Annotated in this window: 22 protein-coding genes; all 22 read left to right on the forward strand. The window is 67.2% G+C overall.

The annotated features are described in order from the left end of the window. Positions 1-324 precede the first annotated feature (324 nt). The 22 genes from rpoB to rpsH all read left to right on the forward strand — a co-directional run bounded on the left by rpoB (position 325) and on the right by rpsH (position 20,232). Positions 325-3,798, forward strand: coding sequence for a DNA-directed RNA polymerase subunit beta (gene rpoB, locus HHX40_RS05135; protein WP_182879626.1), 3,474 nt, complete (start codon positions 325-327; stop codon positions 3,796-3,798). Positions 3,799-3,817: 19 nt separating this feature from the next. Continuing rightward, the gene (locus HHX40_RS05140; protein WP_182874088.1) at positions 3,818-7,693 is read left to right on the forward strand and encodes a DNA-directed RNA polymerase subunit beta'; all 3,876 of its coding nucleotides are present in this window, start codon (positions 3,818-3,820) and stop codon (positions 7,691-7,693) included. Positions 7,694-8,209: 516 nt separating this feature from the next. Next, positions 8,210-8,584 (forward strand): 30S ribosomal protein S12, encoded by a 375-nt coding sequence (gene rpsL, locus HHX40_RS05145; RefSeq protein WP_030508316.1) that lies wholly within the window; start codon positions 8,210-8,212, stop codon positions 8,582-8,584. A 1-nt stretch (position 8,585) separates the two neighbouring features. Continuing rightward, positions 8,586-9,056, forward strand: coding sequence for a 30S ribosomal protein S7 (gene rpsG / locus HHX40_RS05150; protein ID WP_030508317.1), 471 nt, complete (start codon positions 8,586-8,588; stop codon positions 9,054-9,056). Positions 9,057-9,140: 84 nt separating this feature from the next. Then, the gene (gene fusA / locus HHX40_RS05155; protein WP_220498784.1) at positions 9,141-11,189 is read left to right on the forward strand and encodes an elongation factor G; all 2,049 of its coding nucleotides are present in this window, start codon (positions 9,141-9,143) and stop codon (positions 11,187-11,189) included. 97 nt (positions 11,190-11,286) lie between these two features. Beyond that, the gene (gene tuf, locus HHX40_RS05160) at positions 11,287-12,480 is read left to right on the forward strand and encodes an elongation factor Tu (RefSeq protein ID WP_036328531.1); all 1,194 of its coding nucleotides are present in this window, start codon (positions 11,287-11,289) and stop codon (positions 12,478-12,480) included. 245 nt (positions 12,481-12,725) lie between these two features. After that, a complete protein-coding gene (gene rpsJ, locus HHX40_RS05165; protein WP_012887830.1) occupies positions 12,726-13,034 on the forward strand; it encodes a 30S ribosomal protein S10 in 309 nt (102 codons plus the stop codon). Between the two features lie 13 nt (positions 13,035-13,047). Next, positions 13,048-13,704: a 50S ribosomal protein L3 gene (rplC, locus tag HHX40_RS05170; protein WP_111699911.1), complete on the forward strand. Its 657-nt coding sequence runs from the start codon at positions 13,048-13,050 to the stop codon at positions 13,702-13,704. Further along, complete coding sequence (gene rplD, locus HHX40_RS05175) at positions 13,701-14,351, forward strand: 50S ribosomal protein L4 (RefSeq protein WP_111699910.1); 651 nt, start codon at positions 13,701-13,703, stop codon at positions 14,349-14,351. Before rplC ends, rplD begins: the two co-directional genes overlap by 4 nt. Continuing rightward, complete coding sequence (gene rplW / locus HHX40_RS05180; protein WP_111699909.1) at positions 14,351-14,653, forward strand: 50S ribosomal protein L23; 303 nt, start codon at positions 14,351-14,353, stop codon at positions 14,651-14,653. The genes rplD and rplW overlap by 1 nt, the downstream gene beginning before the upstream one ends. Before the next feature lie 130 nt (positions 14,654-14,783). Next, on the forward strand, positions 14,784-15,620 hold the full coding sequence (gene rplB, locus HHX40_RS05185; RefSeq protein ID WP_111699908.1) for a 50S ribosomal protein L2: 837 nt from the start codon (positions 14,784-14,786) through the stop codon (positions 15,618-15,620). 11 nt (positions 15,621-15,631) lie between these two features. Continuing rightward, positions 15,632-15,910 (forward strand): 30S ribosomal protein S19, encoded by a 279-nt coding sequence (rpsS, locus tag HHX40_RS05190; protein WP_055506384.1) that lies wholly within the window; start codon positions 15,632-15,634, stop codon positions 15,908-15,910. 33 nt (positions 15,911-15,943) lie between these two features. Further along, positions 15,944-16,297 carry a 50S ribosomal protein L22 gene (gene rplV, locus HHX40_RS05195; protein WP_111699907.1) on the forward strand — a complete coding sequence of 118 codons (354 nt, stop codon included), beginning with the start codon at positions 15,944-15,946 and terminating at the stop codon, positions 16,295-16,297. Beyond that, the gene (rpsC, locus tag HHX40_RS05200; RefSeq protein ID WP_111699906.1) at positions 16,297-17,145 is read left to right on the forward strand and encodes a 30S ribosomal protein S3; all 849 of its coding nucleotides are present in this window, start codon (positions 16,297-16,299) and stop codon (positions 17,143-17,145) included. The genes rplV and rpsC overlap by 1 nt, the downstream gene beginning before the upstream one ends. A gap of 2 nt (positions 17,146-17,147) precedes the next feature. Further along, the gene (gene rplP, locus HHX40_RS05205; protein ID WP_030508327.1) at positions 17,148-17,567 is read left to right on the forward strand and encodes a 50S ribosomal protein L16; all 420 of its coding nucleotides are present in this window, start codon (positions 17,148-17,150) and stop codon (positions 17,565-17,567) included. Further along, positions 17,567-17,803: a 50S ribosomal protein L29 gene (rpmC, locus tag HHX40_RS05210; RefSeq protein ID WP_030508328.1), complete on the forward strand. Its 237-nt coding sequence runs from the start codon at positions 17,567-17,569 to the stop codon at positions 17,801-17,803. The genes rplP and rpmC overlap by 1 nt, the downstream gene beginning before the upstream one ends. Further along, complete coding sequence (gene rpsQ / locus HHX40_RS05215; RefSeq protein WP_111699905.1) at positions 17,796-18,101, forward strand: 30S ribosomal protein S17; 306 nt, start codon at positions 17,796-17,798, stop codon at positions 18,099-18,101. Before rpmC ends, rpsQ begins: the two co-directional genes overlap by 8 nt. Positions 18,102-18,288: 187 nt before the next feature. Continuing rightward, positions 18,289-18,657 (forward strand): 50S ribosomal protein L14, encoded by a 369-nt coding sequence (gene rplN / locus HHX40_RS05220; protein WP_030508330.1) that lies wholly within the window; start codon positions 18,289-18,291, stop codon positions 18,655-18,657. Between the two features lie 8 nt (positions 18,658-18,665). Continuing rightward, positions 18,666-18,965: a 50S ribosomal protein L24 gene (gene rplX, locus HHX40_RS05225; protein WP_133305957.1), complete on the forward strand. Its 300-nt coding sequence runs from the start codon at positions 18,666-18,668 to the stop codon at positions 18,963-18,965. Next, the gene (gene rplE / locus HHX40_RS05230; protein WP_111699903.1) at positions 18,965-19,534 is read left to right on the forward strand and encodes a 50S ribosomal protein L5; all 570 of its coding nucleotides are present in this window, start codon (positions 18,965-18,967) and stop codon (positions 19,532-19,534) included. Before rplX ends, rplE begins: the two co-directional genes overlap by 1 nt. A 2-nt stretch (positions 19,535-19,536) precedes the next feature. Then, positions 19,537-19,722, forward strand: a complete 186-nt coding sequence (locus tag HHX40_RS05235) for a type Z 30S ribosomal protein S14 (protein WP_030451489.1) — start codon at positions 19,537-19,539, stop codon at positions 19,720-19,722. 111 nt (positions 19,723-19,833) lie between these two features. Then, positions 19,834-20,232, forward strand: a complete 399-nt coding sequence (rpsH, locus tag HHX40_RS05240; RefSeq protein ID WP_111699902.1) for a 30S ribosomal protein S8 — start codon at positions 19,834-19,836, stop codon at positions 20,230-20,232. The last annotated feature ends 12 nt before the right edge of the window (positions 20,233-20,244 follow it).

Genomic DNA, 20,244 nt, shown 5'->3' on the forward strand with positions numbered 1-20,244 from the left:
GTTCGCGTGACTGAGCGTTACCCGTCTCCGGTCCCGGGTAGGGACTGGATCCCCGGCGTTCGCTATGGTCCCGAGGGCGGGAAAACCCAGCGTGACCCCTGTCGGTTAGGCGAAATGTCGGCTCTCGGGCTTGACGTTTCGGCGCGGACGGGTGATGCTGCCAGCAACGTGGAGCGCAGAGCGAGAGCGGAGTGGACAGGTGTATGCCGATCGGCTACACTGCCCCTTTGCGCTGCCCTTTGACGACCGCTTCTCTGAGTAACCTCTGATCTTGGTCGTCTGGCGTGCGTGTAGTCAGTCCGCGAGCCCTCGGAAGGACATCTGTTGGCAGCCTCGCGCAACGCCTCCGCCGTACCCGCCGGTCCCCGTACCGTGTCGTTCGCACGAATCGAGGAGCCGCTCGAAGTACCCGACCTTCTCGCCCTGCAGACCGAGTCGTTCGACTGGTTGCTCGGGAACGAGAGATGGAAGGGCCGGGTCGAGGCGGCTCGCCAGGCCGGGCGCAAGGACGTTCCGGCCCAATCAGGTCTCGAAGAGATCTTCGAGGAGATCAGTCCGATCGAGGACTTCTCCGGAACCATGTCCCTGTCGTTCCGGGATCACAGGTTCGAGCCACCCAAGTACTCCGTAGATGAGTGCAAAGACAAGGACATGACCTACTCCGCCCCGATGTTCGTCACGGCGGAGTTCATCAATAACACGACAGGTGAGATCAAGAGCCAGACGGTGTTCATGGGCGACTTCCCGCTCATGACCTCGAAGGGCACCTTCATCATCAACGGCACCGAGCGCGTGGTGGTCTCGCAGCTCGTCCGGTCGCCGGGTGTCTACTTCGACCGCTCTGTGGACAAGACCTCTGACAAGGACCTGTTCGGCTGCCGGGTGATCCCGTCGCGCGGCGCGTGGCTCGAGTTCGAGATCGACAAGCGCGACAGCGTCGGTGTGCGCATCGACCGCAAGCGCAAGCAGCCGGTCACCGTGCTGCTGAAGGCGCTGGGCTGGACCAGCGACCAGATCCTGGAGCGTTTCGGCCAGTACGAGTCGATGCGGGCCACCCTGGAGAAGGACCACACCTCCGGCCAGGACGACGCGCTGCTCGACATCTACCGGAAGCTGCGGCCGGGCGAGCCGCCGACCAAGGAGTCGGCGCAGGCGCTGCTGGAGAACCTGTACTTCAACCACAAGCGCTACGACCTCGCCAAGGTCGGCCGCTACAAGATCAACAAGAAGCTGGGCGTCGGCTCCGACATCACCCAGGGCACGCTGACCGACGAGGACATCGTCGCGACCATCGAGTACATCGTCCGGCTGCACGCCGGCGAGGAGACGATGGGCGAGAACGGGTCGGTCGTCGTCGAGACCGACGACATCGACCACTTCGGCAACCGCCGTCTGCGCACGGTGGGCGAGCTCATCCAGAACCAGGTCCGGCTGGGCCTGGCCCGCATGGAGCGCGTCGTCCGCGAGCGCATGACGACCCAGGACGTCGAGGCGATCACGCCGCAGACCCTGATCAACATCCGCCCGGTCGTGGCGTCGATCAAGGAGTTCTTCGGCACCTCCCAGCTGTCGCAGTTCATGGACCAGACCAACCCGCTGGCCGGCCTGACGCACAAGCGGCGTCTGTCGGCCCTCGGTCCCGGTGGTCTGTCCCGTGAGCGGGCCGGCTTCGAGGTCCGCGACGTGCACCCCTCGCACTACGGCCGCATGTGCCCGATCGAGACGCCGGAAGGCCCGAACATCGGTCTGATCGGCTCGCTGTCGTCCTTCGGGCGGGTCAACTCGTTCGGCTTCGTCGAGACGCCGTACCGCCGGGTGGTGGACGGCCGCGTCACCTACGAGATCGACTACCTCACCGCCGACGAGGAGGACCGGCACGTCGTCGCCCAGGCCAACACGGTCCTGAACGCCGACGGCAGCTTCGCCGAGTCCCGGGTGCTCGCCCGCCGCAAGGGCGGCGAGTTCGAGGCCGTCCACCCGTCCGAGGTGGACTACATGGACGTCTCGCCGCGCCAGATGGTGTCGGTCGCGACCGCCATGATCCCGTTCCTCGAGCACGACGACGCCAACCGCGCGCTCATGGGCTCGAACATGCAGCGCCAGTCGGTGCCCCTGCTGAAGAGCGAGGCCCCGCTGGTCGGCACCGGCATGGAGTACCGCGCCGCCACCGACGCCGGTGACGTCATCAGCGCCGAGAAGGCCGGTGTGGTCGAGGAGGTCTCCGCCGACTACGTCACCGTGATGAACGACGACGGCACCCGTACGACGTACCGGGTCGCGAAGTTCAAGCGGTCGAACCAGGGCACCTGCTTCAACCAGAAGCCGATCGTGGCCGAGGGCGACCGGGTCGAGCAGGGCCAGGTCATCGCGGACGGTCCGTGCACCGACAACGGCGAGATGGCGCTCGGCAAGAACCTGCTCGTGGCGTTCATGCCGTGGGAGGGCCACAACTACGAGGACGCGATCATCCTGTCCCAGCGCCTGGTGCAGGACGACGTGCTCTCCTCGATCCACATCGAGGAGCACGAGGTCGACGCCCGCGACACCAAGCTGGGCCCCGAGGAGATCACGCGGGACATCCCCAACGCCTCCGAGGACGCGCTTGCCGACCTCGACGAGCGGGGCATCATCCGCATCGGCGCCGAGGTGGTGACCGGCGACATCCTCGTCGGGAAGGTCACCCCCAAGGGTGAGACGGAGCTGACCCCCGAGGAGCGCCTGCTTCGCGCGATCTTCGGTGAGAAGGCCCGCGAGGTCCGCGACACCTCCCTGAAGGTGCCGCACGGCGAGTCCGGCAAGGTCATCGGCGTCCGGGTGTTCAGCCGCGAGGAGGGCGACGAGCTTCCTCCGGGCGTGAACGAGCTGGTCCGCGTGTACGTGGCGCAGAAGCGCAAGATCACCGACGGCGACAAGCTCGCCGGCCGCCACGGCAACAAGGGCGTCATCTCCAAGATCCTTCCGGTGGAGGACATGCCGTTCCTGGAGGACGGCACCCCCGTCGACATCGTCCTCAACCCGCTGGGCGTGCCCGGCCGGATGAACGTCGGCCAGGTGCTGGAGACCCACCTCGGGTGGATCGCCGCCCGCGGATGGGACGTCAGCGGCATCGAGGAGGCCTGGGCCGAGCGCCTGCGCGAGAAGGACATGGACAGGGTCGAGCCCTGGACCAAGGTCGCCACGCCGGTGTTCGACGGCGCCCACGAGGAGGAGATCGTCGGCCTGCTCGACAGCACACTGCTCAACCGGGACGGCTCCCGCATGGTGGGGGAGAACGGCAAGGCCCGGCTCTTCGACGGCCGCTCCGGCGAGCCGTTCCCGCACCCGATCTCGGTCGGCTACATCTACATCCTCAAGCTGCTGCACCTGGTCGACGACAAGATCCACGCTCGCTCGACCGGCCCGTACTCGATGATCACCCAGCAGCCGCTGGGTGGTAAGGCGCAGTTCGGCGGCCAGCGCTTCGGCGAGATGGAGGTGTGGGCCCTCGAGGCCTACGGCGCGGCGTACGCCCTGCAGGAGCTGCTGACGATCAAGTCCGACGACGTCCTGGGCCGGGTGAAGGTCTACGAGGCCATCGTCAAGGGCGAGAACATCCCAGAGGCGGGCATTCCCGAGTCCTTCAAGGTTCTCATCAAGGAGATGCAGTCGCTCTGCCTGAACGTCGAGGTCCTTTCGAGCGACGGCATGTCGATCGAGATGAGGGACACCGACGAGGATGTCTTCCGCGCGGCAGAAGAGCTTGGCATCGACCTGTCCCGGCGTCCCCACGAGGGCGCGATGACCGTCGACGAGGTCTGATTCAAAAGGGGATTATCTAGTGCTCGACGTCAACTTCTTCGACGAGCTGCGCATCGGCCTCGCGACCGCCGACGACATCAGGCAGTGGTCGCACGGCGAGGTGAAGAAGCCGGAGACCATCAACTACCGCACCCTCAAGCCGGAAAAGGACGGGCTCTTCTGCGAGAAGATCTTCGGTCCGACCCGGGACTGGGAGTGCTACTGCGGTAAGTACAAGCGCGTCCGCTTCAAGGGCATCATCTGTGAGCGCTGTGGCGTCGAGGTCACGCGCGCCAAGGTGCGCCGTGAGCGGATGGGCCACATCGAGCTGGCCGCCCCGGTCACCCACATCTGGTACTTCAAGGGCGTCCCGTCGCGCCTCGGTTACCTGCTCGACCTGGCCCCGAAGGACCTGGAGAAGGTCATCTACTTCGCGGCCTACATGATCACGCATGTCGACAACGAGATGCGTGACCGCGACCTGCCGTCGCTGGAGGCGAAGATCTCCGTCGAGCGGCAGCACGTCGAGCAGCGCCGTGACGCCGACATCGAGGCCCGCCAGAAGAAGCTCGAGGCCGACCTGGCCGAGCTGGAGGCCTCCGGCGCCAAGGGCGACGCCCGCCGCAAGGTGCGCGAGGGCGCCGACCGTGAGATGCGCCAGCTCCGCGACCGGGCCCAGCGCGAGCTGGACCGGCTGGAGGAGGTCTGGAGCCGCTTCAAGAACCTCAAGGTCCAGGACCTGGAGGGCGACGAGCTGCTCTACCGCGAGATGCGCGACCGGTTCGGCCGCTACTTCCGCGGTGGCATGGGCGCCCAGGCCATCCAGGAGCGGCTTGGCGGCTTCGACCTGGAAGCCGAGGCGGAGAACCTGCGGGAGACCATCCGCAGCGGCAAGGGCCAGAAGAAGGCCCGCGCCCTCAAGCGGCTCAAGGTCGTCGCGGCGTTCCTCAACACCCGCAACTCGCCGAGCGGCATGGTCCTCGACTGCATCCCGGTGATCCCGCCGGACCTGCGGCCGATGGTCCAGCTCGACGGTGGCCGCTTCGCCACCTCGGACCTGAACGACCTGTACCGCCGGGTCATCAACCGGAACAACCGGCTCAAGCGTCTGCTCGACCTCGGCGCGCCCGAGATCATCGTGAACAACGAGAAGCGGATGCTCCAGGAGGCCGTCGACGCCCTGTTCGACAACGGCCGCCGCGGCCGTCCGGTCACCGGTCCCGGCAACCGCCCGCTGAAGTCCCTGAGCGACATGCTGAAGGGCAAGCAGGGCCGTTTCCGGCAGAACCTGCTCGGCAAGCGCGTCGACTACTCCGGCCGTTCGGTCATCGTCGTCGGCCCGCAGCTCAGGCTGCACCAGTGCGGCCTGCCCAAGCAGATGGCGCTGGAGCTGTTCAAGCCGTTCGTGATGAAGCGCCTGGTCGATCTCAACCACGCGCAGAACATCAAGTCCGCCAAGCGGATGGTCGAGCGGTCCAAGCCGGTCGTGTGGGACGTGCTGGAAGAGGTCATCACCGAGCACCCGGTGCTGCTCAACCGCGCGCCCACGCTGCACCGCCTGGGCATCCAGGCCTTCGAGCCGCAGCTGGTCGAGGGCAAGGCCATCCAGATCCACCCGCTCGTCTGCACCGCGTTCAACGCGGACTTCGACGGCGACCAGATGGCGGTGCACCTGCCGCTGTCGGCCGAGGCCCAGGCCGAGGCGCGGATCCTGATGCTGTCCACCAACAACATCCTCAAGCCGGCGGACGGCAAGCCGGTGACGATGCCCACCCAGGACATGGTCATCGGTCTGTACTGGCTGACCACCGAGAAGGAGGGCGGCCAGGGCGAGGGCCGGGTGTTCACCACCGTGTCGGAGGCCCTCATGGCCCATGACCGGCACGAGCTGGACATCCAGGCCAAGATCCAGGTGCGGCTCAAGGACGTTCCGCCGCCGCGCGGCTGGGAGGCCCCGGAGGGCTGGGAGGCCGGCGACGCGATCCGGCTGGAGACCACGCTGGGCCGGTGCCTGTTCAACCAGACGCTGCCCGCCAACTACCCCTTCGTGAACTACCAGGTCGGCAAGAAGCAGCTCTCGGCGATCGTCAACGAGCTGGCCGAGCGGTACCCGAAGGTGGACGTGGCCAACGCGCTCGACGCGCTGAAGGACGCCGGCTTCCATTGGGCGACCCGCGCCGGTGTCACGATCTCCATCGAGGACGTCGTGGCGCCGCCGAACAAGGCCGCCATCATGGAGTCGTACGAGCGGCGCGCCGACAAGGTCCAGCGGGAGTACGACCGTGGTCTGATCACCGACGAGGAGCGCCGTCAGGAGCTCATCGAGATCTGGACCCACGCGACGGCGGACGTCGAGACCGACATGGTCAACGCGTTCCCGGCGACCAACCCGGTCTGGATGATGGTCAACTCCGGCGCCCGCGGCAACCGCATGCAGGTGCGGCAGATCGCCGGCATCCGCGGCCTGGTGTCCAACACCAAGGGCGAGACGATCCCGCGGCCGATCAAGTCCTCCTTCCGCGAGGGCCTGTCGGTGCTGGAGTACTTCATCTCGACCCACGGCCAGCGGAAGGGTCTGGCGGACACCGCCCTGCGGACCGCCGACTCCGGCTACCTGACGCGTCGTCTCGTCGACGTCGCCCAGGACGTCATCGTCCGCGAGATCGACTGCGGCACCGACCGCGCCGTCCCGCTGCACGTGGGCGAGCGCGACTCCCAGGGCGCCCTGGTCAAGGCCGAGAACGCCGAGAGCAACGTGCACGGCCGCATCCTGGCCGAGGACGTCGAGGTGGACGGCAAGCTCGTCGCCGCGGCGGGTGTCGACATCAACGACGACACCGTCACCGCGCTGGTCAACGCCGGCATCGAGACGGTCCGGACCCGCAGCACGCTGGTCTGCGAGGCCAAGATCGGTGTCTGCGCGACCTGCTACGGCCGCTCGCTGGCCACCGGCAAGCTCGTGGACGTCGGCGAGGCCGTCGGCATCATCGCGGCCCAGTCGATCGGTGAGCCCGGCACCCAGCTGACCATGCGTACCTTCCACACCGGTGGTGTGGCGGGCGCGGACATCACCCATGGTCTGCCGCGTGTCCAGGAGCTCTTCGAGGCGCGCATCCCCAAGGGTGTCGCCCCGATCAGCGAGGTCGCGGGCCGGGTGCGGATCGACGAGACCGACAAGACCCGCAAGATCGTCATCACTCCGGACGACGGCTCCGAGGAGATCGCGTACCCGGTCTCGATGCGGTCGCGGCTGCTGGTCTCCGAGGGACAGCGCGTGGACGTCGGTCAGCTGCTGATCGCCGGTGCGCGCAACCCGAACGAGGTCCTGCGGATCCTCGGCCCGCGGGCCGTCCAGCTCCACCTCGTGGACGAGGTGCAGCAGGTCTACCGCTCGCAGGGTGTGTCGATCCACGACAAGCACATCGAGGTCATCGTCCGGCAGATGCTCAAGCGCGTGAACGTGCTCGAGTCGGGCGACACCGAGCTGCTGCCCGGCGAGCTGGTCGAGCGGCCGCGCTTCGAGGCGATGAACCGGCAGACCGTGGCGGAGGGCGGCCAGCCGGCCTCCGGCCGTCCGGTCCTGATGGGCATCACCAAGGCCTCGCTGGCCACCGAGTCCTGGCTGTCGGCGGCGTCCTTCCAGGAGACGACGCGAGTCCTCACCGACGCGGCGATCCACGCCAAGTCGGACTCGCTGCTCGGCCTCAAGGAGAACGTCATCATCGGTAAGCTCATCCCGGCCGGTACGGGCATGCCCCAGTACCGCAACATCCGGGTGGAGCCCACCGAGGAGGCCAAGGCCGCGATGTACACGGTCGGCGGCTACGACGGCTCCGCCGCGGACTACACCTTCGGCTCCGGCAGCGGCGAGGCCGTCCCGCTGGAGGAGTACGACTTCGGCCAGTACGGCCGCTGAGTCCCGGACGGCTGAGTCCCGAACGCCGAACCGCCCGGAGAGCACCCGCTCTCCGGGCGGTTCGGCGTTTCCCGCTCAGGTGGCGTGGGGTGGGCGGAAATGGCGAGGGGAGGGGTGGTGGGCGAGTACACTCTTCCCGAGCCCTCTGGCTGTCTGCCACCAGGCAGGCGGCGGGAACCATGACACGGACCCGACGATCCGGCGGCGGTCGTTTTGACGACTTGCGAACCGCTGGGTAGTCTTTTCCTTCGTGCCCATGGGTTCGTGGGCTCGCATGCGTGCGCTTGACAGCCGTTCTCTCATGTGAGAGGCGGGCGGGGGCGCCGTGTGAATCCTCCAGATCGACCGGGTCTGTCCGGGTGTGGGGCGCGCAGAGCGCGACACGCCCGAGCGCGTGGGTCGGCGGGGATGAAAAATCCGCAGGTCATGACACCGGCAGCACCTGCAAACCCGTGAGGGGCGGCATCGCCAGGATCGGGACGACGTATCACCGGCTAGGCACGAAACGGAGACGCGGTGCCCACCATTCAGCAGTTGGTCCGCAAGGGCCGGCAGGACAAGGTCAGCAAGACCAAGACTCCTGCCCTCAAGGGGAGCCCGCAGCGGCGCGGCGTTTGCACCCGCGTTTACACGACCACCCCCAAGAAGCCCAACTCGGCGCTGCGCAAGGTGGCCCGTGTTCGGCTCACCAACGGCATCGAGGTCACGGCTTACATCCCTGGGGTGGGTCACAACCTCCAGGAGCACTCGATGGTGCTCGTGCGTGGTGGTCGTGTGAAGGACCTGCCGGGTGTTCGCTACAAGATCATCCGTGGTTCGCTGGACACCCAGGCCGTCCGCAACCGCAAGCAGGCCCGCAGCCGTTACGGCGCGAAGAAGGAGAAGAGCTGACATGCCGCGCAAGGGTTCCCCTGGCCGCCGCCAGCTGGTCGCTGACCCGGTGCACAACTCGCCGCTGGTCACCGCGCTCATCAACAAGGTTCTCCTGGACGGCAAGCGCTCCCTCGCGCAGTCGATCGTCTACGGCGCTCTCGAGGGCTGCAAGGACAAGACCGGCAACGACCCGGTCGTCACCCTGAAGCGCGCTCTCGACAACGTCCGGCCGACGCTCGAGGTGAAGAGCCGCCGCGTCGGTGGCGCCACCTACCAGGTGCCCGTCGAGGTGAAGGCCTCGCGCAGCACCACGCTGGCCCTGCGGTGGCTCGTCCAGTACTCCCGGGCGCGCCGCGAGAAGACCATGACCGAGCGGCTCATGAACGAGCTTCTCGACGCGAGCAACGGCCTCGGCGCCAGCGTCAAGCGGCGCGAGGACACGCACAAGATGGCCGAGTCCAACAAGGCCTTCGCCCACTACCGCTGGTAGTGAGCACCGACGACGAGTTAAGGACGCGAAGAAGTGGCCACCACGACCGCTCTTGACCTGGCCAGGGTCCGCAACATCGGGATCATGGCCCATATCGACGCGGGCAAGACCACGACGACTGAGCGCATCCTGTTCTACACCGGCATCAACTACAAGATCGGTGAAGTCCATGAGGGCGCTGCCACCATGGACTGGATGGAGCAGGAGCAGGAGCGCGGCATCACCATCACCTCCGCCGCGACCACCTGCAGCTGGCTTGATCACACGATCAACATCATCGACACGCCCGGACACGTGGACTTCACCATCGAGGTCGAGCGGTCGCTGCGTGTTCTCGACGGCGCGGTCGCGGTGTTCGACGGCGTCGCCGGCGTGGAGCCGCAGTCCGAGACGGTGTGGCGTCAGGCCGACCGCTACGGTGTGCCCCGCATCTGCTTCGTGAACAAGATGGACCGGGTCGGTGCGGAGTTCCACCGCTGCGTCGACATGATGATCAGCCGGCTGGGCTCCAGCCCGGCGGTCATCCAGCTTCCCTGGGGCGTCGAGGCCGACTTCAAGGGCGTCATCGACCTGGTGAAGATGAAGGGCCTGCTCTGGAGCGCCGAGGCGGCCAAGGGCGAGATGTACGACACCGTCGACATCCCGGCCGACCACGCCGACGCGGCCCGCGAGTGGCGCGACAAGCTGGTCGAGACGGTCGCCGAGAACGACGACGAGCTCATGGAGCTCTTCCTGGAGGGTGTCGAGCCCACCGAGGAGCAGCTCGTCGCGGCCATCCGCCGGGCGACGGTCGCCGGCGCGATCAACCCGGTCCTGTGTGGCACCGCGTTCAAGAACAAGGGCGTGCAGCCCCTGCTCGACGCGATCGTCGCCTACCTCCCCGCCCCCACCGACATCCCGGCCTTCAAGGGCCACGCGGTGGGCAAGGAGGAGGAGATCGTCGAGCGTCACGCGGACCCGAACGAGCCCTTCGCGGCGCTGGCGTTCAAGATCATGAGCGACCCGCACCTGGGCAAGCTCACCTACATCCGCGTCTACTCCGGAACGCTCGAGACCGGCACCACCGTGGTGAACTCGGTCAAGGGCAAGAAGGAGCGGATCGGCAAGATCTACCAGATGCACGCGAACAAGCGCGAGGAGCGCCCGTCCGCGACCGCTGGTCAGATCGTGGCCGTCATGGGCCTGAAGGACACCACCACCGGCGACACTCTGTCGGACCCGGTCAAGCAGGTCGTCCTCGAGTCGATGACGTTCCCCGCGCCGGTCATCAACGTCGCGATCGAGCCCAAGACCAAGGGCGACCAGGAGAAGCTGGGCACCGCGATCCAGCGGCTGGCCGAGGAGGACCCGTCCTTCCAGGTCCGCCGGGACGAGGAGACCGGCCAGACGGTCATCTGGGGTATGGGCGAGCTCCACCTGGAGATCCTCGTCGACCGGATGCGCCGCGAGTTCAAGGTCGAGGCGAACGTCGGCCGCCCGCAGGTCGCCTACCGCGAGACCATCCGCCGCAAGGTGGAGAAGGTCGAGTACACGCACAAGAAGCAGACCGGTGGTTCCGGCCAGTTCGCTCGCGTGATCATCAACCTGGAGCCGCTGGGCGAGGGCAACGACGGCTACGAGTTCGAGAACAAGGTCACCGGTGGCCGCATCCCGCGGGAGTACATCCCGTCGGTGGACGCGGGCGCGCAGGAGGCGGCCGAGTTCGGCGTGCTCGCCGGCTACCCGATGGTCGGAGTGAAGGTCACGCTCCAGGACGGCGCCTTCCACGAGGTCGACTCGTCGGAAATGGCGTTCAAGATTGCCGGCTCGATGGCCTTCAAGGAGGCCGCGCGCAAGGCGGACGCTGTACTCCTCGAGCCGATGATGGCCGTCGAGGTCACCACGCCCGAGGACTACATGGGAGACGTCATCGGCGACCTCAACGGTCGTCGCGGACAGATCCAGGCGATGGACGAACGGTCCGGCGCCCGTGTCATCAAGGCGCTTGTGCCGCTGTCTGAGATGTTCGGCTACGTGGGCGACCTGCGCAGCCGCACCCAGGGGCGGGCGAGCTACAGCATGCAGTTCGACTCCTACTCGGAGGTGCCCCCGGGCATCGCCAAGGAGATCGTCGCGAAGGCTCGGGGCGAATAGTTCCGCTCGGTGCACGGCGGGGGGAGCGATCCCTCCGCCGCGCACAGCCTGAGTTGCAGGACGCAAGTCAAGTCAGAATCTCTAAGGAGACAGACCAGTGGCCAAGGCCAAGTTCGAGCGGAACAAGCCGCACGTGAACATCGGCACCATTGGGCACATCGACCACGGCAAGACCACTCTGACCGCGGCGATCACCAAGGTGCTTCACGACCGTTTTCCGCAGCTCAACGAGGCGACCCCGTTCGACAAGATCGACAAGGCGCCCGAGGAGAAGGCCCGCGGAATCACCATCTCCATCGCGCACGTCGAGTACCAGACCGAGAAGCGCCACTACGCCCACGTGGACTGCCCCGGTCACGCCGACTACGTGAAGAACATGATCACCGGTGCCGCCCAGATGGACGGCGCGATCCTGGTGGTCGCCGCGACCGACGGCCCGATGCCGCAGACGAAGGAGCACGTCCTCCTGGCCCGCCAGGTCGGCGTTCCCTACATCGTCGTGGCCCTCAACAAGGCCGACATGGTCGACGACGAGGAGATCCTGGAGCTCGTCGAGCTCGAGGTCCGCGAGCTGCTGTCCGCCCAGGAGTTCCCGGGCGACGACCTGCCGGTCGTGCGCGTGTCCGCTCTCAAGGCCCTCGAGGGCGACGAGAAGTGGGGCGACTCCATCATCGAGCTCATGAACGCCGTGGACGAGAACGTCCCCGAGCCGGTTCGTGACACCGACAAGCCGTTCCTCATGCCGATCGAGGACGTGTTCTCGATCACCGGTCGCGGCACCGTCGTCACCGGTCGTATCGAGCGCGGTGTCGTCAAGGTCAACGAGACCGTCGACATCATCGGCATCAAGGAGAAGAGCACCACGACCACCGTCACCGGTGTCGAGATGTTCCGCAAGCTCCTCGACGAGGGCCAGGCCGGTGACAACGTCGGTCTGCTCCTCCGTGGCATCAAGCGCGAGGACGTCGAGCGCGGCCAGTGTGTCATCAAGCCGGGCACGACGACCCCGCACACCGAGTTCGAGGCGCAGGTCTACATCCTGTCCAAGGACGAGGGCGGCCGCCACACGCCGTTCTTCAACAACTACCGGCCGCAGTTCTACTTCCGTACCACGGACGTGACCGGTGTCGTGAACCTGCCGGAGGGCACCGAGATGGTCATGCCCGGTGACAACACCGAGATGACCGTCCAGCTCATCCAGCCGATCGCGATGGAGGAGGGCCTCAAGTTCGCGATCCGCGAGGGTGGCCGCACCGTCGGCGCCGGCCGTGTGACGAAGATCATCAAGTAGTAGCACCGCTGGGTGGCGGTCGGGCCCGTGAGGGCCTGACCGCCGCACCACGGAGGGGCCGGAAACGGCCCCCCACGGACGACGAGACCGTGATCTCGCAGTGCTTTCGGCCGCACTTCGACCGAAGCCACTGCCAGATCACGGAACACCGGACAAATTCCGGGGCGTCGGTCGCGTGGAAACGACCTGCGGCACCAGGCCGCGTGAAGCTTTATAGGACGACAGCGAAGGACACCGAGGCCATTATGGCGGGACAGAAGATCCGCATCCGGCTCAAGGCGTATGACCACGAGGTCATCGACAGCTCGGCCAAGAAGATCGTCGAGACGGTGACGCGGACCGGCGCCAAGGTCGCTGGCCCGGTGCCGCTGCCGACCGAGAAGAACGTGTACTGCGTCATCCGGTCGCCGCACAAGTACAAGGACAGCCGCGAGCACTTTGAGATGCGTACGCACAAGCGGCTGATTGACATCATCGACCCGACGCCGAAGACGGTCGACTCGCTCATGCGTCTCGACCTTCCTGCCGGTGTCGACATCTCGATCAAGCTCTAAGGAACGCACTGACATGGCTAAGCAGATCAAGGGCGTCCTGGGCAAGAAGCTCGGCATGACCCAGGTCTTCGACGAGACGAACCGGGTGATCCCGGTCACCGTCGTCGAGGCCGGTCCGTGCGTGGTGACCCGGGTCCGCACTCCGGAGAAGGACGGCTACTCCGCCGTTCAGCTCGGCTACGGGCAGATCGACCCTCGTAAGGTCAACAAGCCCCTGGGCGACTACCTCCGCAAGCACGACATCACGCCGCGCCGCTACTTCGCCGAGGTCCGCACCGACGACGCCTCCGAGTACACGCTCGGCCAGGAGATCCTCGCCGACGCCTTCGAGGCCGGGCAGTACGTCGACGTCACCGGCAAGAGCAAGGGCAAGGGCTTCGCCGGTGTCATGAAGCGCCACAACTTCCGCGGTCTCGGCGCCTCGCACGGTACCCAGCGCAAGCACCGCTCCCCGGGTTCCATCGGCGGATGCGCCACCCCGGGCCGCGTCTTCAAGGGCCTGCGCATGGCCGGCCGGATGGGCAACGTGCGCACGACGGTCCAGAGCCTCAAGGTGCACGCCGTGGACGCCGAGAAGGGCCTCATCCTGATCAAGGGTGCGATCCCCGGCGCCAACGGCAGCCTGGTTCTCCTCCGCACCGCCGCCAAGAAGGGGGTTGCTGCCAAGTGACCACGACCATCGACGTCCTCGACGCCAGCGGCGCCAAGGCGGGGACCGTCGACCTCCCCGAGGAGGTCTTCGGCGCCAAGGTCAACGTCCCGCTGATCCACCAGGTGGTCGTCGCCCAGCTCGCCGCGCGCCGGCAGGGCACCCACGCCACCAAGACCCGCGGCAACGTCTCCGGCGGCGGCAAGAAGCCGTACCGGCAGAAGGGCACCGGCCGCGCGCGCCAGGGTTCGACCCGCGCTCCGCAGTTCGCCGGTGGCGGCGTCGTCCACGGCCCGCAGCCGCGCTCGTACGAGCAGCGGACGCCCAAGAAGATGAAGGCGGCGGCCCTGAAGGGCGCGCTGTCCGACCGCGCCGGCGGCGGCCGCGTCCACGTGGTGAGCGGTCTGGTCACGGGTGACACGCCCGGGACCCGCGCCGCCCTGGAGGCGCTGCGGAAGATCACGCAGGCCCGCAGCGTTCTCGTCGTGGTGGACGAGAACGACGAGCTCACCTGGCTCAGCCTGCGCAACGCCCCCGAGGTCCACCTGCTGGACTCGGGGCAGCTCAACACCTACGACGTGCTCTGCCACGACGACGTGGTCTTCACCCGTGAGGCCTACGACCAGGTCGTGGCGCGTCTGGCGAACAGCGGGAAGGAAGAGGCCTGATGCAGAAGATCGCCGACCCGCGTGACATCATCCTCAAGCCGATCGTCTCCGAGAAGAGCTACGGCCTGATCGATGAGCACAACAAGTACACGTTCCTGGTGCGCAAGGGTGCCAACAAGACGCAGGTGAAGATCGCCGTTGAGCAGATCTTCGGCGTCAAGGTGACCGGCGTGAACACGATCAACCGCCAGGGAAAGCGCAAGCGGACCAAGTACGGCTACGGCCAGCGCCCCACCACCAAGCGCGCGATCGTGAGCCTGGCCGAGGGTGAGCGGATCGACATCTTCGGTCAGATCGGCTAGCACCTGCCGCAGCGGGGAGAGGGGCCCCTCGCCATCGTGCGAGGGACCGGCCCCGAGGAAGAGAGCACCGGGGGGACCGCCGTGAGGCGGACCCCGACCGGTACGAACCGACGAAGGATGAACGAAAAAGATGGGCATCCGTAAGTACAAGCCGACGACTCCGGGTCGGCGCGGCGCGAGCGTCTCGGACTTCGCCGAGATCACGCGCAGCACGCCGGAGAAGTCGCTGCTTGCCCCACTGCACAGCAAGGGCGGCCGCAACGTCCACGGCCGGGTGACCGCCCGGCACCAGGGAGGCGGGCACAAGCGCGCCTACCGGATCATCGACTTCCGCCGCCACGACAAGGACGGGATCCCGGCCAAGGTCGCGCACATCGAGTACGACCCGAACCGCACCTCCCGCATCGCGCTGCTGCACTACGCCGACGGCGAGAAGCGCTACATCCTCGCCCCGGCCGGCCTCAAGCAGGGTGACCAGGTCGAGAACGGCCCCACGGCCGACATCAAGCCGGGCAACTGCCTGCCGCTGCGCAACATCCCGACCGGTACCTTCATCCACGCGGTGGAGCTTCGCCCCGGTGGCGGTGCCAAGCTCGGTCGCAGCGCCGGCGCGCAGATCCAGCTGCTCGCCAAGGAGGGCATGTACGCCACGCTGCGTATGCCGTCCGGAGAAATGCGCCAGGTCGACGTGCGATGCCGGGCCTCGGTGGGCCAGGTGGGCAACGCCGAGCAGTCCAACATCAACATCGGTAAGGCCGGCCGTAACCGCTGGAAGGGCAAGCGCCCCACGGTCCGCGGTGTCGCCATGAACCCGGTCGACCACCCGCACGGTGGTGGTGAGGGCAAGACCTCCGGTGGTCGCCACCCGGTGAACCCGAAGGGCAAGCCCGAGGGCCGCACGCGCCAGCCGAACAAGCCGAGCGACCGGCTGATCATCCGTCGTCGGAGCAAGAGGAAGAAGCGGTAGGAGCAGCCGATATGCCACGTAGTCTTAAGAAGGGTCCCTTCGTGGACGACCACCTGCAGAAGAAGGTGGACGCCCAGAACGAGAAGGGCACCAAGAACGTCATCAAGACGTGGTCGCGGCGCTCCATGATCGTGCCCGACATGATCGGCCACACGATCGCCGTGCACGACGGCCGTAAGCACGTCCCGGTGTTCGTCACCGACTCGATGATCGGTCACAAGCTCGGTGAGTTCGCCCCCACGCGGACGTTCCGCAGCCACGTCAAGGAAGACCGCCGCAGCCGGCGGTAAGCGCCTTCAAGCCAGCAGTTAGAGGAGAAAGCGATGGAAGCCAGGGCACAGGCGCGGTTCGCGCGCCACACGCCCCGGAAGGCCCGCCGTGTGGTGGACCTCATTCGCGGGCTGCCCGCTTCGGAGGCGCAGGCCGTGCTGCAGTTCGCTCCCCAGTCGGCGAGCGAGACCGTCTACAAGGTGCTCTCGAGCGCGATCGCGAACGCTGAGCACAATTTCAAGCTCGACCGGGAGACGCTCTTCGTGAGCCGCGCGTGGGTCGACGAGGGGCCGACCCTCAAGCGTTTCCGCCCGCGCGCCCAGGGTCGTGCCTATCGGATCAACAAGCGGACCAGCCACATCACCGTGATCGTGGAGTCCCGCGAGCCGAAGGGAAGGACCCGCTAGTGGGCCAGAAGGTTAACCCGCACGGGTTCCGCCTCGGCATCACGACCGACTTCAAGAGCCGGTGGTACGCCGACAAGCTGTACAAGTCGTACGTCGCCGAGGACGTGGCGATCCGTCGCATGCTGCAGAAGGGCATGGAGCGGGCCGGCATCTCCAAGGTCGAGATCGAGCGCACGACCGACCGCGTCCAGGTCGACATCCACACCGCCCGGCCGGGCATCGTCATCGGCCGCCGCGGCGCCGAGGCCGACCGCATCCGCGGCGACCTGGAGAAGCTGACCAAGAAGCAGGTCCAGCTGAACATCCTCGAGGTGAAGAACCCCGAGATCGACGCGCAGCTCGTCGCGCAGGGCGTGGCCGAGCAGCTGTCCAGCCGCGTCTCGTTCCGCCGGGCCATGCGTAAGGCCATGCAGTCCGCCATGAAGAGCGGCGCCAAGGGCATCCGGGTGCAGTGCGCCGGCCGTCTGGGCGGCGCCGAGATGTCCCGCTCGGAGTTCTACCGCGAGGGCCGCGTGCCCCTGCACACGCTCCGCGCGGACGTCGACTACGGCTTCTACGAGGCCCGTACCACCTTCGGCCGTATCGGCGTGAAGGTGTGGATCTACAAGGGCGAGGCTCCGACCAGCCGTTCCGAGCGGGAGGCGGCCGCGGCCGGCGCCCGTGCGGGCCAGCGTCGTGAGCGCGACGACCGTCGTGGTGGCGCGGGCGACCGTCCCCGTCGCGGTGGCGGCGACCGTCCCCGTCGTGGCGGTGCCGGTCGTCCCGACCGCGCACCCAGGACCGAGGCGGCCGCGCAGGCCGCCCCCGAGACCGGCCCGGCGGAGCAGCCGGGTGCTGAAGGGAGCTGACCATGCTGATCCCGCGCAGGGTCAAGCACCGCAAGCAGCACCGGCCCGACCGCAGCGGCGCCGCCAAGGGCGGCACCAGGGTCGTCTTCGGCGAGTTCGGCATCCAGGCGCTTGAGCACAGCTACGTGACCAACCGCCAGATCGAGGCCGCGCGTATCGCCATGACCCGGCACATCCGCCGTGGCGGCAAGGTGTGGATCAACATCTTCCCGGACCGCCCCCTCACGAAGAAGCCGGCCGAGACCCGCATGGGTTCCGGTAAGGGCTCTCCGGAGTGGTGGATCGCCAATGTCAAGCCCGGCCGTGTCATGTTCGAGCTTTCCGGCGTCGCCGAGCCCGTGGCCCGCGAGGCCATGCGGCGCGCGATGCACAAGCTCCCCATGAAGTGCCGTTTCGTCAAGCGTGAAGTGGGTGAGGCGTGATGGCTAAGGGTCTGACCGCCGCGGAGCTGCGTGTCGAGGACCAGGAGGTCCTGGTCCAGAAGCTGAAGGAAGCCAAGGAGGAGCTGTTCAACCTCCGCTTCCAGTCGGCGACGGGGCAGTTGGAGAGCCACGGGCGGCTGCGCGCCGTCCGCCGCGAGATCGCCCGTATCTACACCGTGATGCGCGAGCGTGAGCTCGGCATCGTCACGGTCGAGAAGGAGCCGAGCGATGTCTGAAGCAACCGAGACCCAGACCACCGACGCGAGCACCGACGCCACCGTGGCGCGGAACTACCGCAAGACCCGTGAGGGCCTGGTCGTCAGCGACAAGATGGACAAGACCGTCGTCGTCGCCGTCGAGGACCGCGTCAAGCACCCGCTGTACGGCAAGGTCATCCGTCGGACGACCAAGTACAAGGCCCACGACGAGCAGAACGTCTGCGGCGTCGGCGACCGCGTCCTCCTGATGGAGACCCGGCCGCTGTCCGCCACCAAGCGGTGGCGGGTCGTGGAGATCCTCGAGAAGGCCAAGTAACACACACAGACGCGCCTCGTGGGGGGTGGGAGACCACCCCCCACGACGGTGTCCAAGGGGCGGGGCCGTCCATCGGCCCGGTCCGCCCGCGGCGGCGGTCACAGGCTGTCGCCGGGGGAAAAAGACCACATCGGGTTCGGCCAGGCTCACCACAGGGTGAGAACCGGCACGACACACAGGAGTAGACGTGATCCAGCAGGAGTCGCGGCTCAAGGTCGCCGACAACACGGGTGCCAAGGAGATTCTCTGCATCCGCGTGCTCGGCGGCTCGGGTCGGCGCTACGCGGGAATCGGCGACATCATCGTGGGCACGGTGAAGGACGCCATTCCCGGCGGAGGCGTTAAGAAAGGCGACGTTGTCAAGGCTGTCGTGGTGCGCACCGTGAAGGAGCGCCGCCGCCCCGACGGCTCCTACATCCGCTTCGACGAGAACGCCGCGGTCATCATCAAGGACAGCGGCGACCCGCGGGGCACCCGCATCTTCGGCCCGGTGGGCCGTGAACTGCGCGACAAGAAGTTCATGCGCATCATCTCGCTCGCGCCGGAGGTGCTGTGATGCCGAAGCTGCACGTGAAGAAGGGCGACCTCGTCCAGGTCATCGCCGGCAAGGACAAGGGCGCCAAGGGCCGGATCATCGCCGCGTACCCCGACAGGGAGCGCGTGGTGGTCGAGGGCGTCAACATGATCAAGAAGCACTCCAAGGTCACCAACCAGGGACCGCGCGGCGCCAAGGAAGGCGGCGTGCAGACCATGGAGGCTCCCATCCACGTGAGCAACGTCAAGAAGCTCAAGGATGACGAGAAGAAGCCCGAGAAGAAGGCCGCCGCGAAGGGCGACGCCGAGGCGACGGGTGAGGACAGCTGATGACCGCCACGACTGAAGAGCGCACCGTTCCGCGCCTCAAGCAGCGCTACCGCGAAGAGATCATCGCGAAGCTGCGCGAGGAGTTCGGCATCGAGAACATCATGCTGGTGCCCACGATCACCAAGATCAAGGTGAACATGGGCGTCGGCGAGGCCGCTCGCGACTCGAAGCTCATCGAGGGCGCCGTGCGCGACCTGACCGCGATCACCGGCCAGAAGCCGGCCGTCGCCCGCGCCCGCAAGTCCATCGCGCAGTTCAAGCTGCGCGAGGGCATGCCGATCGGCGCGCACGTCACGCTGCGCGGCGACCGCATGTGGGAGTTCCTCGACCGTCTGCTGTCCCTGGCGCTGCCGCGTATCCGGGACTTCCGGGGCCTGTCGCCGAAGCAGTTCGACGGCAACGGCAACTACACCTTCGGTCTCACGGAGCAGGTCATGTTCCACGAGGTCGACCAGGACAAGGTGGACCGGCAGCGGGGCATGGACATCACGGTCGTGACCACCGCGAAGAACGACGAGCAGGGCCGGGCGCTGCTGAAGCTCCTCGGTTTCCCCTTCAAGGAGGCCTGATCATGGCGAAGACGTCGCTGAAGGTCAAGGCAGCGCGGAAGCAGAAGTTCGAGGTCCGGGCGTACACTCGGTGTTCGCGCTGCGGCCGTCCCCGCGCTGTCTACCGCAAGTTCGGGCTCTGCCGCGTGTGCTTCCGCGAGATGGCGCACCGGGGCGAGCTGCCCGGCATCACCAAGTCCAGCTGGTAAGCCCTCGCGGGCCAGCCGTACAGAAGTCTTATCAACCGGGCGCTGACCACAGCGCCCACGACCGCACCGAAGGTCCCATCGGGGAAACCGCGGTGAGGAAGGCCACCGGCCATGACGATGACCGACCCGATCGCAGACATGCTGACGCGTCTGCGGAACGCGAACTCGGCCTATCACGACACCGTGAGCATGCCTTACTCGAAGATCAAGGCACACATCGCGGAGATCCTCCAGCAGGAGGGCTACATCCAGGGCTGGAGCGTCGAGGACGCGAAGGTTGGCAAGAACCTCGTGATGGAGCTGAAGTTCGGCCCCACCCGCGAGCGCTCCATCGCCGGCCTGCGCCGGGTGTCGAAGCCCGGTCTGCGGGTCTACGCAAAGAAGGACAACCTGCCCCGCGTTCTGGGCGGTCTGGGCGTCGCGATCATCTCGACGTCCGGCGGTCTCATGACGGACCGGCAGGCGAGCAAGCGTGGAGTGGGCGGGGAAGTCCTCGCCTACGTCTGGTAACGAGGGGAGGAA

The sequence above is a fragment of the Microbispora sp. H10949 genome (assembly GCF_014161435.1).
Classification (GTDB): domain Bacteria; phylum Actinomycetota; class Actinomycetes; order Streptosporangiales; family Streptosporangiaceae; genus Microbispora; species Microbispora triticiradicis.

Coding starts and splice junctions, on each gene's coding strand:
- rpsG (WP_030508317.1), top strand. CDS start 8,586: ATGCCGCGCAAGGGTTCCCCTGGCCGCCGCCAGCTGGTCGCTGACCCG.
- HHX40_RS05235 (WP_030451489.1), top strand. CDS start 19,537: ATGGCGAAGACGTCGCTGAAGGTCAAGGCAGCGCGGAAGCAGAAGTTC.
- rplV (WP_111699907.1), top strand. CDS start 15,944: ATGGAAGCCAGGGCACAGGCGCGGTTCGCGCGCCACACGCCCCGGAAG.
- rpsH (WP_111699902.1), top strand. CDS start 19,834: ATGACGATGACCGACCCGATCGCAGACATGCTGACGCGTCTGCGGAAC.
- rpsS (WP_055506384.1), top strand. CDS start 15,632: ATGCCACGTAGTCTTAAGAAGGGTCCCTTCGTGGACGACCACCTGCAG.
- rplE (WP_111699903.1), top strand. CDS start 18,965: ATGACCGCCACGACTGAAGAGCGCACCGTTCCGCGCCTCAAGCAGCGC.
- rplB (WP_111699908.1), top strand. CDS start 14,784: ATGGGCATCCGTAAGTACAAGCCGACGACTCCGGGTCGGCGCGGCGCG.
- rplP (WP_030508327.1), top strand. CDS start 17,148: ATGCTGATCCCGCGCAGGGTCAAGCACCGCAAGCAGCACCGGCCCGAC.
- rplC (WP_111699911.1), top strand. CDS start 13,048: ATGGCTAAGCAGATCAAGGGCGTCCTGGGCAAGAAGCTCGGCATGACC.
- fusA (WP_220498784.1), top strand. CDS start 9,141: ATGGCCCATATCGACGCGGGCAAGACCACGACGACTGAGCGCATCCTG.
- rplW (WP_111699909.1), top strand. CDS start 14,351: ATGCAGAAGATCGCCGACCCGCGTGACATCATCCTCAAGCCGATCGTC.
- rpsJ (WP_012887830.1), top strand. CDS start 12,726: ATGGCGGGACAGAAGATCCGCATCCGGCTCAAGGCGTATGACCACGAG.
- rpsQ (WP_111699905.1), top strand. CDS start 17,796: ATGTCTGAAGCAACCGAGACCCAGACCACCGACGCGAGCACCGACGCC.
- rpmC (WP_030508328.1), top strand. CDS start 17,567: ATGGCTAAGGGTCTGACCGCCGCGGAGCTGCGTGTCGAGGACCAGGAG.